Origin of the sequence: Myxococcus dinghuensis (genome assembly GCF_024198235.1) — a bacterium.
Lineage (GTDB): Bacteria > Myxococcota > Myxococcia > Myxococcales > Myxococcaceae > Myxococcus > Myxococcus dinghuensis.
On record NZ_JAKCFB010000001.1, the window covers coordinates 673,080 to 686,187 of the forward strand.

Sequence of the window (13,108 nt, forward strand, 5' to 3'; positions counted from 1 at the left end):
AGGAGCCCATGGCTGAAACGCAGCAAGAGATCGTCTCGGTCCTGACCGAGGCCCGCGTCTTCCCACCGCCCCAGGCGTTCTCCCAGCGCGCCCATCTCAAGAGCATGGCGGACTACCAGCGCCTCTGGGACGAGGCCGCCAGGGACCCGGAGAAGTACTGGGGTGACCGGGCCCGCGAGGAGCTGTACTGGAAGGAGCCCTTCCGCACGGTGCTCGACTGGAAGCCACCGCACGCGAAGTGGTTCGTCGAGGGGCGCACCAACCTGGCCTACAACTGCCTGGATCGCCACCTCGCCACGCGCCGGGACAAGCCCGCCATCCTCTTCGAGGGCGAGCCCATGGACCGGCGCAAGCTGACCTACGGCGAGCTCGCGGTGGAGGTGAACCGGCTGGCCAACGGCCTCAAGTCCCTGGGCGTCGAGAAGGGGGACCGCGTGGGCATCTACCTGCCCATGGTGCCGGAGGCCGCGGTGGCGATGCTGGCGTGCGCGCGCATCGGCGCGGTGCACTCGGTCGTGTTCGGCGGCTTCTCCGCGGAGGCGCTCCAGGAGCGCATGAACGACGCGGGCGCCAAGGTGGTCCTCACCGCGGACGGTGGCTGGCGCAAGGGCGCGGTGGTCCCGCTCCTGAAGAACGTGGAGGCCGCGCTGCCCAACATGCCGTCGGTGGAGAAGGTGGTGGTGGCGCGCCGCACCGGTGACGCGCTGTCGCTGTCCGGCCCGAAGCTGGTGGCGTGGGACGTCCTGGTGAAGGGCCAGTCCGACGTCTGCGAGCCGGAGTGGGTGGAGAGCGAGCATCCGCTGTTCATCCTCTACACCTCCGGCTCCACCGGGAAGCCCAAGGGCGTGCTGCACACCACGGGCGGCTACGCGGTGAACGCGTCGCTCACCACGCGCTGGGTGTTCGACCTGCGCGAGGACGACGTGTACTGGTGCACCGCCGACGTGGGCTGGGTGACGGGCCACAGCTACGTCGTCTACGGCCCGCTGATGAACGGCGCCACCACCCTCATCTACGAGGGCGCGCCCACGCACCCGGCGGCGGACCGCTTCTGGGACATCATCGAGCGCTACAAGGCCACCATCCTCTACACGGCGCCCACCGCCATCCGCGCCTTCATGCGCCTGGGGGACGAGCACCCGCGCAAGCACGACCTGTCGTCGCTGCGCCTGCTGGGCAGCGTGGGCGAGCCCATCAACCCCGAGGCGTGGATGTGGTACCGCGACGTCATCGGCCAGGGCCGCTGCCCCGTGGTGGACACGTGGTGGCAGACGGAGACCGGCTCCATCATGATTTCGCCGCTGCCGGGCGCCACGCCCACCAAGCCCGGCTCCGCCACGCTGCCGCTGCCCGGCATCCACGCGGAGATCCTCGACCGGCAGGGCAACCCCGTGCCGAAGGGGCAGGGCGGGCTGCTCTTCGTCACCCGCCCGTGGCCCTCCATGCTGCGCACGGTGTACGGCGACCCGGAGCGCTACGTGCGCACGTACTTCAGCGAGCTGCCCGGCAAGTACTTCACCGGCGACGGCGCGCGCACGGACACGGACGGCTACTTCTGGCTGATGGGCCGCGTGGACGACGTGGTCAACGTCGCGGGCCACCGCCTGGGCACCGCGGAGGTGGAGAGCGCGCTGGTGGCCCACACGCGCGTGTCCGAGGCCGCCGTGGTGGGCCGGCCGGACGACCTCAAGGGCACCGCGCTGGTGGCCTTCGTCACGCTGAAGCAGGGCCACGCGCCCTCCGCCGAGCTCAAGAAGGAGCTGGCCCAGCACGTGGCGAAGGAGATTGGCGCCATCGCCCGCCCGGATGAGATCCGCTTCGCGGAGGCGCTGCCGAAGACGCGCTCCGGGAAGATCATGCGCCGCCTGCTGCGCGACGTGGCCGCCGGCAAGCAGTCCTCCCAGGACACCACCACCCTGGAGGACCTCAACGTCCTCGCGGCCCTGCGCCAGAACGACGAGTAGCGCTCCCCACGCGGGAGCGGAGCGCCCACCCGGGCCTTCCGCTCCCCGTCTGGGATTGGGCGCGGCGATAGGAGCAATCAGGTTGTCTTGGTGATGCGATTGCATCCGACGTGGTGAACCCTGTCAGGATGAAATAATCGGAAACAACTGAACACTCCGTGGCCATTGACACTGGAAAGATGCAAGAGCATTAAAGGCGCGCTCTCCCCCCAGAGCGCGACGCTCCTGTAATTCCAGCGTCCCCTCCCCCCTCGGAAGTGTTCATGGATTTCTGCGATCAACTCGACTCCCCCCTCTTTACCCATTTCATCGCCAATTACACCCATCCCACGGGACCCGACCTGTTGGGTCGAACAGAGCCGTTCTTCCAATGGCAGGAGTCGCGACGGCAGACAGGGTTGTGGCCGTACTCGCGCAGCCTGGATGGCGCGCCCGCCGCGGAGTGCGCGGTGCGCAGCGAGATGGGTGTGGCGCGACAGGGATTGAACTTCGGTTCGCAGGACTACCTGGCGTTGTCCACGCACCCGGCGGTGGTGGAGGCGGCGCACCGGGCCATCCGTGACTTCGGCTTGCACAGCGCGGGCTCCGGCATGTTCAGCGGCAACACGCCGCCGTCGCTGGAGCTGGAGGCGGCGCTGGCCGAGCACCTGGAGATGCCCTACGTGGCGCTGTTCGCCACCGGCTGGGGCGCGTGCTTCGGCGCCATCGCCGGGCTGGTACGGCCGGAGGACCACGTGGTGCTGGACGCGCTGGCGCACGCGAGCCTCCAGCAGGGCGCCATGGCGGCCACGCAGAAGGTGACGCGGGTTCCCCACCTCCACGCGCGCGCCATGCGCCGCAAGCTCCAGGAGATCCGCGCGCAGGACACGTCCAACGGCATCCTCGTCGTCACCGAGGGCCTGTTCTCCATGGACTCGGACGTGCCGCGCCTCGACGAGCTCCAGTCGCTGTGCCACGAGTACGGCGCGACGCTGCTGGTGGACGTGGCGCACGACCTGGGCGCGCTGGGCCCCCGGGGTACGGGCAGCCTGGGCGCGCAGGAGATGCTGGGGAAGGTGGACCTCGTCGTGGGGTCGTTCTCCAAGACGTTCTCGTCCAACGGCGGCTTCGTGGCGACGCGCTCGGCGGCGGTGCGCCAGTTCGTCCGCGTCATGGGCGGACCGCACATCTTCTCCAACGCCATCCTCCCGGTGCAGGCCGCGGCGGCGCGGGAGTCGCTGCGCATCATCCGCTCCGAGGAGGGAGACGCGCTGCGCGCGCGGGCCCTGGAGAACATCGTCGCGTTGCGGGGCGCGTTCGCCGAGCGCGGCGTGAAGTGTCTGGGCGAGCCCTCCAACGTCGTCCCCGTTCCCCTGGGGGACCCGAAGCTGGCGCGCATCGCGTCCAAGCTGGTGTTCGAGCGCGGCGTGTTCCCCAACCTCGTGGAGTACCCCGCGGTGCGCCTGCGCGAGTCGCGCTTCCGCATGCAGGTGATGTCGTCGCACACCGTCGAGCAGATGCGGCACGGCGCCACCGTCGTCCTCGACGCCATCGCGGAGGCCGGGCGGCTCCTGTCGGACTGCGAGCGGACGCGGGCGCCCCTGCGCGGCGCGATGGGGGCCTCGGATTCGCGGGGGCGGGCGGACGTCTGACGCCACGCCCGTGTCCGTCCCGGGCGCGTGCGCGCTCGGGCGGTCCTCGCCTCAGGTGTCGTCGCGGCTGTCGTCGCGCAGGTGGTTGATGTCGCCCCACGTCACCAGCCGGAAGCCGCCGTCGTGGTAGTCGAACTGGTTCCAGCAGGCGTTGAGCACGGAGAAGGCGCGGGGCGTGTCGGCGGGAATCCCCAGGCTGTGCCGGAAGAAGCTGCTGAGCACGCCGCCGTGGGTGACGATGACCACCCGCTCCCCGGGGTGACGCGCGCCCAGCTCGCCCAGGCACGCCACCGCGTGGCCCAGCCGCTGGAGCGAGCTCTCCCCGCCGGGGACGACGAAGTCGGGCGCGTTGGTCGCGTACGCGGCGAAGACGTCCGGGTGCCGCTGGCGGGCCTGCTCGCGCGTCAGGCCCTCGAGGATGCCCAGGCCCCGCTCGCGCAGGCGCGCGTCCGAGCGTACGGAGTGGCCGGTGCGGTGGGAGATGCGCTGGGCCGTCTGCAGCGCGCGGCCCAGGTCGCTGCTGTACAGCGCGGTGAAGGGCAGGGTGGACAGTCGGGTGGCGAGCGCGTCCGCCTGGCGCAGGCCCTCGGCGCTCAGCGGGCTGTCCTGGTGGCCCTGCAGCCGCCCCAGGGCGTTCCACTCGGTCTCACCGTGCCTCAACAAGATGAGCTCGGTCTTCATGGGCGGCAGCGTGACCGGCCCACCCCCGCGGGGGCAAGGCCGGTCTGCGGGGCCTGACGGGTTCAGTGCGCCCGCTCGATGTGCGTCATGCCCTCCTCGAGCAGGGCCGCGACGCCGCGGCGCACGACGTGGACGACCTTGTGGCTGTAGGCCGGGCCGCCGTGCGTGTAGTGGCCGCTCACCTTGTGGTGCAGCTCCGTGGCGCCCCATACCAGCACCAGGTCCGCCCACTCCAGGTCGCTCCGGGCGCGGTCGGACGTGCGCCGCTCGGTGCCGTCCACCATGCGCAGGGCGATGTGCCGCCCCAGCTTGGCCTCCAGCTCCTCGCGCACCGCGGGCGAGCCGCCCACCACCACCACCTTGCGCACGCCGTGGCGGTGGCAGCTCTCCACGAAGGCCACCTCGGCGCGGTGGTTCGCGGAGCCACCGCAGCCCTCGCAGTGGCTCCGGGGCTCCACGCGCAGCGGCTCGCGGCCGGTGGCCTGCGCCACCTTGAGGCACGCGCCGTCCGCGCACACCGGGAAGAAGCGCTCCGCGAGGAGCTTCGCCGCCGTGGCCAGCTTCGGGTCGCTCATGCGCGCCTTGCCGGGGCGGGTGAGCCCCGCGGCCTCCAGCAGCGCGCGGGCGCGGGCCCTCGAGTCGCCGAGGGTGATTCCCCGCTCGGCCAGCCAACCGTCGATGTCTCGGTCCGTGCTCACAGGGCGCCCTTCTTCGCGGATGGCATGGCGGCGAACAGCTCCGCCTGCACGGGAGCGTCGGACGCGGGGGACACGAGCCCCAGCGCCTCTCTCACCGGGCCGAAGCTGCGCCGGTGGATGGGCAGCACCCCCTTGTCGCGCAGCGCCTGCACGTGCTTCGCCGTCGGATAGCCCTTGTGCTCCGCCAGCCCGTAGCCGGGGAAGCGCGCGTCCAGTTCGGCCATCAGCGCGTCCCGCGTCGTCTTGGCGAGGATGGACGCGGCGGCGATGCTCATCGACAGCGAGTCGCCCTTGATGATGCCGCGCTGGGGCGCGGGGCACTCCGGGATCTTCCGCGCGTCCACCAGCACGAAGTCCGGCGTCAGCCCCAGGCCCTCCACCGCCCGGCGCATGGCCAGCAGGCCCGCGTGGTAGATGTTGAGGCGGTCGATCTCCTCCACCTCCGCGCGTCCCACCGCCCAGGCCACCGCGCCCTGCTTGATGGCGACGGCCAGCTCCTCGCGCTTGCGCGCGTCGAGCACCTTCTTCGAGTCATCCAGCCCCTTGAGCCGGAAGCCCTTGGGCAGCACCGCCGCGGCGGCCACCACCGGCCCGGCCAGCGGCGCCATGCCCGCCTCGTCCACGCCGGCCACGTGCGTGTGCCCCTGCTCCCACAGATCCGTCTCGAAGCGCAGCAGGTGCCGCAGTCGCTGCCCCTCGGAGCGGTTGCGCTCCTGGCGCGCGCGGATGCGCCGGGCGAGCTGCTGGGCGCCGCGCCGCGGGTCGGCCTCGAGGGCCTCCAGCAGTCCGGCGGGGACGGGGTGTGCCTGGGTGACGAAGCGCTCGGTCAGCTCCCCGAGCGCGCACTGGAGCCAATGTTCCCGGCTATCGGTCGACATGCTGGCGGACCCGAGGACCTACCGGAACGGTAGTACGTGGGGCACTCCCCGAAGGGGGAACGCCGCGCCAGCCCCGACACGTCCCCTGCACCGTACACATGGGAGCGCCCGACAGGTGGCTGGCTCCGACGACGGGAAGGGACTGGAGGGGGGCAGGCGGGCAGGTCGCGCGCATGCCTCAAGCCGTACCGCAGCCGACGCCCCGAGCACAACCTCCCTGGTGCGCTTCCGACCTGAATTCCACGTCAGGTTGGGAAAAGTCGAGGAGTTTGGCCGTCCTCAGGGGCTCAACTGGAGCCGGAGCTCGGCCGGTTCGGGGAGGCAGTTGCAGCCGTCACACACCCACTCGACGCGGGCCGCGGGGGAGACCTTGGTGCCGGCGGTGGCGACCACGCGCACGGCGCTGGGGGCCAGCGTCTCGTTGATGGCGGTGGTGACGCCCTGGTCGTCGGTGACGCCGGTGATGCTGGCGTCGGACTTCGTGTTGGTGCCGGTGACGGTGGCGCCGCGCACCCGCGCGCCATCCGCCGACACGACCTCCACGTGGACCGCCATGAGCTCCGCCTCGCAGTCATCGACGCCCCGCTGCACGCGGGGAGCGTCGTCACAGCCGGTCAGGAGCCCGATTCCGATGAGGACTGCGCACCACCGCGCCCGAATCATGTCCTGGAAAATGAGGACGAGATGTTCGCGCGGCAATGCCTGCTCATCCGGAGGTCGGCCGCACGCGCTCGCTCGCGAAGCGCGCCGCGTTCGTGTCCGGGTAGCGGTGGAGCACGTAGCGGTAGACTTCTTCCGCGCGTGCAACGTCGTTCATCCGCTCGCCCAGCACGCGCGCCAGGAGCACCAACGCGCGGGGCGCGGTGGGGTCGTCGGGCGCCACGTCCGCGGCGCGCTCCAGCGCCTGGACCGCCAGTGGGAAGTCTCCTTCCGTCGCCGCGACCTGGCCGACGAACAGGTGGTGCGCGGGAGGGATTCGCAGGGCAGGAAGTTGCCCCAGCTCGGCATACAGCGCCATCGCCCGGGGAACGTCGCGCGCCTCCACCGCCGCGCCCAGGTCCGCCAACTGGGCGGACGTCGCCCTCGCCTCCGTCGCCGCCTCCACGACCTGCGCCGTCTGGGCCGTGGGCATCGCCTCGCCCAGCGGCGCGACCCGGCGGCGAGGTCTCGTGCCACCCAGCACCGGCTCCACGTAGTCGCGCGCCACGCCGTACCCCACGCTGTCTCCTCGGACGTAGAGCAGGAGGCCCAGCACGTGGGCGGCGAGGAGGGGGACCACCAGCGTGACGGCCTCGGCCAGCAGGTCGGAGATGAGGGTCAGGTCCAGCAGGCGCAGCCCGGTGGCCACGCCGTGGGCGACCGCGTGCAGCACCCCCAGGACCGCCAGGGCGCCGGTGGCCACCCAGTAGTCGCGGCCCAACCCCTGGAGCAGCCGCCAGCCCAGGCGGGGGTCGACGATGGCCCACGGCGGCTGACCCGCCGCCGTCATCAGCAGCGCCATGGGCAGCCACAGCGCCCCCATGACCACCAGGACCCAGAACACCGGGTCGGCGACGAGCGCGGGGGGCAGGCTCCACTCGATGTACCAGTAGAACATGCCCAGGGCGGCGTTCGGGGCGCGCTGCGTGAGCAGCGCGTAGCCGAGCGCCGGCAGCCACACGATGGCGAAGGTGGCCAGGCCGCGCAGGCCCGGGAGCAGCGCGTCCCGGAAGATGTCGCTGAAGTCCGGCGCCTCCAGCGACGTGTCGCCGCGCGCGCTGCCGCGCACCACGCCGAAGAAGGTCGCCCAGAACACGCCACCGTAGAGCACCACCAGGGGGATCCTCGCCACGGGGAAGCTCACCCGTGTCATCCATGCCACCGCGGCGAGGAAGAGGCTGACGCCCACGAGCAACTGGAGCCCGGATGACGTGAACGGATAGCGCCAGATGCCGCGCAGCCGCCGCGTCAGGGGCACCACGCCCCGGTGGACGAGCAACGGCTGGGTGGTGCCTCCACACGCCCCGCACGCCACCAGCTCCACCGTCTGGACGCGCCGCTCCTCGGCGCACTCGGGACACAGCGCGGCGCCGCAGGCCTGGCAGCGCCAGCCGGCGAGCTCTCCCGGGTGTTGCCGACAGCGGACGGGCGCGGACTGGGGACCCAGGATGGGTTCTTCGATGACGGGCTCGGCGGCGGGCATGGCCCGCCCAGCCTATGCCGCGCCGGGGGCCTCGTCCCAGGGGGCGCCGAGCCACGCCTGGTACGCGGCCTTCTGCGCGTCGGTGGGGTTGTCCACGCGCGCCAGCCAGACGGCCTCGGCGGGCTTGGCGCCCAGCGTCACCGGCACCTCGAGCAGCCGGTCCCGCCGGAAGAGCGTGACGCGCACGCTCTCGCCCGGCCACTTCTCCTCGCACCGGGCCAGGAGCGACGCGCCATCCACCTTCCACCCGTCCAGCGCCACCACGTCGTCCTCGGCGTACAGGCCCGCCTCCTGCGCGGGGGAGCCGTCCATCACCGTGGCCACGGTGGCGTTCCCCTTCAAGGTGATGCCCATCCAGCCCCGGGGCTTGGCGTCCGCGGCCCGACCCTTGGGCGGCGGCGTTCCCCCCTTGTCACCGGCGGACTCGCGGGGCCGGAAGCAGGCCTCGAGGCCCACGTGCGCGAAGACGGAGTAGTCCAGCTCCTCGGTGGTGCGCAGCGCGTGGTCGAAGAACGGCGTCAGGTCCTTGCCGGCGACCTCGCTCGCCGCCGCCTCCACGCCGTCCTCGGGCACGCCGGAGCCGTCGCCGTGGCGCTGCCACAGCAGCCGCAGCACGTCGTCCAGCCCGCGCGCGTCGCCGGTGGCGCGGCGGAGCTCCAGGTCCAGCAGCGCCGACATCACCTCGCCCTTGAGGTAGTAGGAGATGGCGCTGTTGGGGGAGTTCTCGTCGGGGCGGTAGTGCTTCACCCAGCTCACCAGCGACGACTCCAGCAGCGTCTGCACGCGGCGCCCCGGCGTGGAGTGCAGCGTGGTGAGCGTCTCCCCCAGGCGGGTGAGGTAGCGCTGCGCGGACATCAGCCCGGCGCGGCGCACGAAGAGGTTGTCGTAGTAGGCCGTGGTGCCCTCGAAGGCCCACAGGAGCGTGGTGTAGTTCTCCTGCGAGTAGTCGAAGGGCACCAGCGCCCGGGGCTTCACCCGCTTCACCATCCACAGGTGGAAGTACTCGTGCGCGGCCAGCGTCAGCAGGTCCTCCCACCCACGCCCGGAGGCCACCGCGGTGCGGGGGAAGAGCAGGGCGGTGCTGGCCTGGTGCTCCAGTCCCCCGCGGCCCTTGTCCGTCAGGTACAGCAGGAACAGGTAGCGCGGCATGGGCAGCCCGCCGAACACCTTCGCCTGCGCCTCGCAGATGCGCTGGAGCGCGCCACACAGCCGCTCCGGGTCCGCCAGCGTGTCCCCCCACACGACGACCTCGTGCGGCACGCCCGCGGCGACGAACGTCAGCGGGCGGTGGGGGCCGACCTCGAAGGGGCTGTCCACCAGCGTGTCGTAGTCCGGGGCGACGAAGGCGCCGTCGCGCCACTCCAGCGCGCACGACGTCCGCCACCCGGCGGGCTCCTCCACCGCGACGTGGTGCTCCAGGCCGCGCGTCTCCTCCGTGTAGAGGAAGACGGTGGCGCCGTTGAGGTACGCGTGCGACGCGTCCAGGTGGCTGGTGCGCACCGTCAGCTCGTTGGCGTAGACGCGGTAGGTGAGCGTCACGTCCCGCCCGGCGGCGCCGTCCACCCGCCACGTCCGCTTGTCCACCCGCCGCGCCGTCAGGGGCGTCCCGTCACCCGCGCGCGCCGTCACGTCCTGGACGTGGCGGGCGAACTCGCGCACCAGGTAGCTGCCCGGCGTCCAGACCGGCATCCGCGCCTCGAGGGACGCGGGGCCGCCGGGGAAGGTGGCCTCCACCTCCACCAGGTGCGTGTGGGGCCGGGGCATCGAGACGCGGTAACGGACGGTGTGGGACATGGCCGGGCCTTTCTCCTCTCCGCGACGGGAGGCTACTTCGCCCGGACCAGGACGGCGCCGAAGAAGCCATCCGTGCCGTGCGTGTGCGGCGCCAGCCGCAGGTAGGGGCCGGGGCCCACCTTGCCGCCCAGCTCCGCGCCCAGCAGCTCCGCCACCGGCCGCACGCTGAAGTCCGGGTGCCGCGAGAGGAAGTCCTCGATGACGCCCTCGTTCTCCTCGCGCAGCACGCTGCACGTGCCGTAGATGAGGCGTCCGCCGGGCTTGACCAGGGCGCAGAAGCGCTCGAGCAGCGTCTTCTGCCGGGCCACGTGCATGTCCAGGTCCGCGGGCGTGAGGCGGTAGCGCGCGTCGGGCTTGCGGCGGAAGGTGCCGGTGCCGCTGCACGGCGCGTCCACCAGCACGCGGTCCGCCTTGCCGCGCAGCGCGTCGAGGGCCGTCTCGGCCTCCGCACCCTCGGCGGGAATCTTCTGGGCCCGCACGTTGTGCACGCCCGCGCGGCGGGCGCGCTTCTTGAGGTCGTCCAGCCGGCGCTCGTCCACGTCCAGCGCGTGCAGGTCGCCCCGGTTCTTCATCTGCGCCGCCAACTGGAGCGTCTTGCCACCCGCGCCCGCGCACGCGTCCACGACGCGGGTGGGCGGCGCGTCCACGAGCAGGCCGAGCAACTGGCTGCCCTCGTCCTGGATTTCGACGAAGCCCTCGCGGAAGCTCTCCAGCGCGAAGACGTTGAGGCGCGTCTCCAGGTGCAGGCCCAGGGGGGACAGCGGCGTGGGCGTGGCCTCCACCTCCTCGGCCGCGAGCCGGCGGGCCAGCGCGTCGCGGTCCTCCTTCAGCAGGTTGGCGCGCACGGTGAGGGGGGCGCGCTCGTTCATCGCCTCGGCGGCGCGCGGGGCGTCCGCGCCGTACAGCTTCAGGAAGTGCTCGGCGAGGAAGTCCGGCAGCGACGCGGCGATGGGGAAGCGCTTGTGCTCGGGCAGGGCCTCCAGGGCGGCGGCGGCCTCGGGCAGCTTGTTCAGGGCCTGGGCGTCCTGGGGATGCAGGGACGAGGTCCTCGCCACGTCGGCCATGGGCTCGCCGTGCAGCACGCGCGAGGCGGCCAGGCGCAACACGTCCTGGCGCGTCTTGTCCAGGGCGTCGAAGCGCGGGGACGCCCGGGACAGCAGGAAGTCCACCGTGCGCTGGCGGCGCAGCAGGGCATAGACGCGCTCGGCGACGGCGCGGCGCTCCGACGAATAGAGGTTGGCCTTGCGTCGGAGGGTGAAGTCCAGCGCCCGGTCCGACAGGCGCCCCTCGTGACGCACCAGCCCGTATGCCTCCAGGCACGCCTGGAGCACCAGGTCTTCCCGCAGCGGACGCTGGGCGCGCTCGCGCTCGGAGGGCGCGGGCTTCTTCCCGGCGGAGGAGGGGGACTTCTTCGAGGACGGCCGCGAGGCCGGGCGGGGCTTGTGTTTCACGGACATGGCGGGAAGGGGCCTTTGCATTCCCGGGGTGGGATGACAAGCGGGGAAAACGAAACCGGGCATCCCGGGGACGTGAGTGTCCCCCGGGAGTACCCGGGTCCGTTCCAGCAGGATGGAAACGACGGGGCCGTGGGGGCCCGCTCAGTCGCGGGACGCCCGCTGCCGGCGGCGGAGCAGGGCGGCCAGCAAGAGGCCCGCCGCGGGGAGCATCGCCGTGGCCGGGGTCGCCGCGCAGCCGCCGCCGCCCCCACCATTGTCCGCGCCGGAGTCGATGACGCCGGGGTTGGACGTGCCCGGCTGCTGCGGGTCGGGGTCGGTCGTGGTGGGCGGGGGGGTGGTCGGCGGCGGGGTGGTGGTCGGCGGGGTGGTGCCGCCGTCCCCCTCGTTGCCGGAGCCCGTGTCCGCGCTCACCGTCACGAGGGCGGTGGCCGTCCGGGGGACGGAGCCGAAGGTGGCCGTGGCGGTCACCGTGTACTGGCCCGCCTTCGTGTAGACGTGCTCCGCGGTGGCGCCCTCGGCCGCGCCTCCGTCGCCGAAGTCCCACGTCACCGGCACGTCCTGGGACGTGGTGGCGCGGAAGAGGGCGCGGTGCGGGGCCACGCCGCGCTCACCCTCCACCGTGACGGACAGCGCGTCCGCCGGGGGCGGCTGCTCCACCGGGGGCAGGTCCTTGCGCAGGGTGAGGCTGTCCAGCACGGTGTTGGACGTCGTCAGGAGCTTCGCCGTGAGCACGCCGTCGACGACCTCCACGTCCAGGAAGCCGTGCTGGGTGTTGTCGCGGATGGCGCTCCAGTCCGGCCGGCTGGTGGCGAAGCCGCGCAGCGCCGCGCCGCCGCCGCCCACCACGAGGTAGGGGATGCCGTCCGCGTTCGAGACGGCGTCGCCCTTCATCGGCTTGCTGCGCTCGTAGTTGTGGTCATGCCCGGTGAGCACCAGGTCCACGCCGTACTTCTCGAAGAGGGGACCGAACTGCTTGCGCATCGTCATCTGCGAGCCGTGCTCGCCGGACGACCAGGGCGGGTGGTGGAAGAAGACGATCTTCCAGGGCTGCGTGGTGCCCGCCAGGTCCGCCTCCACCCACGCCTTCTGCGCCGCCAGCGAGCACCGGTCCGCCGACGCCAGGCCGATGGCGCAGTTCGAGTCGAGCGACACGAAGTGCACGTGGCCCCAGTCGAACGAGTAGTAGCGCTCCGAGCCCGCCGGGTTGTTGGTGGGCATGTAGAGGTTGTCCAGGTACGGCTGCCCCTGGTTCGTCACGTACTCGTGGTTGCCGGGCGAGGCGAACAGCGGCACCTGCGACAGGAGCTCCGCCATGGGGGCGAACAGGTGGTCCTGGAAGTCGGCCTCGGTGCCGTCCGGGTACGCGTTGTCGCCGAGCGCCACGAACAGCTCCGGCTTGCGCTTCAGCATGTCCGCGGACACGTCCTTCTGGTCCGAGCCGCCCGTGCCGAAGTCCCCCACCGCCGCGAAGTGCACGCTGCGCGTGCCGGGGACGGGGGCCGTCTTGAACGTCCGGGCCGGTGTCTTCAACCCGCACGCGCTCACCTCGTAGGTGTACTCGGTGCCCGGCTTCAGCCCCGTGAGGACCACCGCGTGGTTGCGCCCCGTGTTCTCCGAGCGGGCGACCTGGCTGGCGGAGCCCTGCCCGTAGCGCACCTCGGGCGAGCAACTGGACGCCAGCCGGAACGCCACGAGGGCCGTGTCCGGGCCGACCTTCTGGAGGTACGGGTCGCGAGCGAGGACACCCGCGGATGCCACGCCCGCCAGCAGCGTCAGCCCCAGGGCCAGGGGCAGTGGGGTGAAGCGTCTCTTTCGGTGCATTG

General features: G+C 72.3%; 10 protein-coding genes. 2 read left to right on the top strand and 8 right to left on the bottom strand.

Annotated features, from left to right (window positions below; genetic code table 11):
* The first annotated feature begins 8 nt into the window (after positions 1–8).
* Positions 9–1,964, top strand: coding sequence for an acetate--CoA ligase (gene acs / locus LZ198_RS02520; protein WP_253970220.1), 1,956 nt, complete (start codon positions 9–11; stop codon positions 1,962–1,964).
* A 344-nt stretch (positions 1,965–2,308) separates the two neighbouring features.
* The gene (locus LZ198_RS02525; protein ID WP_253970221.1) at positions 2,309–3,595 is read left to right on the top strand and encodes an aminotransferase class I/II-fold pyridoxal phosphate-dependent enzyme; all 1,287 of its coding nucleotides are present in this window, start codon (positions 2,309–2,311) and stop codon (positions 3,593–3,595) included.
* Positions 3,596–3,646: 51 nt separating this feature from the next.
* Here the strand turns inward: LZ198_RS02525 and LZ198_RS02530 are convergent, their stop codons facing one another.
* From LZ198_RS02530 to LZ198_RS02565, 8 genes are all read right to left on the bottom strand, one after another.
* Positions 3,647–4,276: a histidine phosphatase family protein gene (locus LZ198_RS02530; RefSeq protein WP_253970222.1), complete on the bottom strand. Its 630-nt coding sequence runs from the start codon at positions 4,274–4,276 to the stop codon at positions 3,647–3,649.
* 62 nt (positions 4,277–4,338) lie between these two features.
* Positions 4,339–4,974, bottom strand: a complete 636-nt coding sequence (locus LZ198_RS02535; RefSeq protein ID WP_253970223.1) for a hypothetical protein — start codon at positions 4,972–4,974, stop codon at positions 4,339–4,341.
* A complete protein-coding gene (locus LZ198_RS02540; RefSeq protein ID WP_253970224.1) occupies positions 4,971–5,852 on the bottom strand; it encodes a ribonuclease HII in 882 nt (293 codons plus the stop codon). Before LZ198_RS02540 ends, LZ198_RS02535 begins: the two co-directional genes overlap by 4 nt.
* A gap of 279 nt (positions 5,853–6,131) precedes the next feature.
* Entirely contained in the window at positions 6,132–6,443 is a 312-nt protein-coding gene (locus tag LZ198_RS02545; protein ID WP_253970225.1) for a carboxypeptidase-like regulatory domain-containing protein, read from the bottom strand.
* 115 nt (positions 6,444–6,558) lie between these two features.
* Positions 6,559–8,034, bottom strand: coding sequence for a hypothetical protein (locus LZ198_RS02550; protein ID WP_253970226.1), 1,476 nt, complete (start codon positions 8,032–8,034; stop codon positions 6,559–6,561).
* 12 nt (positions 8,035–8,046) lie between these two features.
* The gene (locus LZ198_RS02555; protein WP_253970227.1) at positions 8,047–9,828 is read right to left on the bottom strand and encodes a M61 family metallopeptidase; all 1,782 of its coding nucleotides are present in this window, start codon (positions 9,826–9,828) and stop codon (positions 8,047–8,049) included.
* Between the two features lie 32 nt (positions 9,829–9,860).
* On the bottom strand, positions 9,861–11,285 hold the full coding sequence (locus tag LZ198_RS02560) for an RsmB/NOP family class I SAM-dependent RNA methyltransferase (protein WP_253970228.1): 1,425 nt from the start codon (positions 11,283–11,285) through the stop codon (positions 9,861–9,863).
* A 141-nt stretch (positions 11,286–11,426) separates the two neighbouring features.
* A complete protein-coding gene (locus LZ198_RS02565; protein ID WP_253970229.1) occupies positions 11,427–13,106 on the bottom strand; it encodes a metallophosphoesterase in 1,680 nt (559 codons plus the stop codon).
* Positions 13,107–13,108: the final 2 nt, after the last annotated feature.

Coding starts and splice junctions, on each gene's coding strand:
- acs (WP_253970220.1), top strand. CDS start 9: ATGGCTGAAACGCAGCAAGAGATCGTCTCGGTCCTGACCGAGGCCCGC.
- LZ198_RS02530 (WP_253970222.1), bottom strand. CDS start 4,276: ATGAAGACCGAGCTCATCTTGTTGAGGCACGGTGAGACCGAGTGGAAC.
- LZ198_RS02540 (WP_253970224.1), bottom strand. CDS start 5,852: ATGTCGACCGATAGCCGGGAACATTGGCTCCAGTGCGCGCTCGGGGAG.
- LZ198_RS02550 (WP_253970226.1), bottom strand. CDS start 8,034: ATGCCCGCCGCCGAGCCCGTCATCGAAGAACCCATCCTGGGTCCCCAG.
- LZ198_RS02555 (WP_253970227.1), bottom strand. CDS start 9,828: ATGTCCCACACCGTCCGTTACCGCGTCTCGATGCCCCGGCCCCACACG.
- LZ198_RS02560 (WP_253970228.1), bottom strand. CDS start 11,285: ATGTCCGTGAAACACAAGCCCCGCCCGGCCTCGCGGCCGTCCTCGAAG.
- LZ198_RS02565 (WP_253970229.1), bottom strand. CDS start 13,106: ATGCACCGAAAGAGACGCTTCACCCCACTGCCCCTGGCCCTGGGGCTG.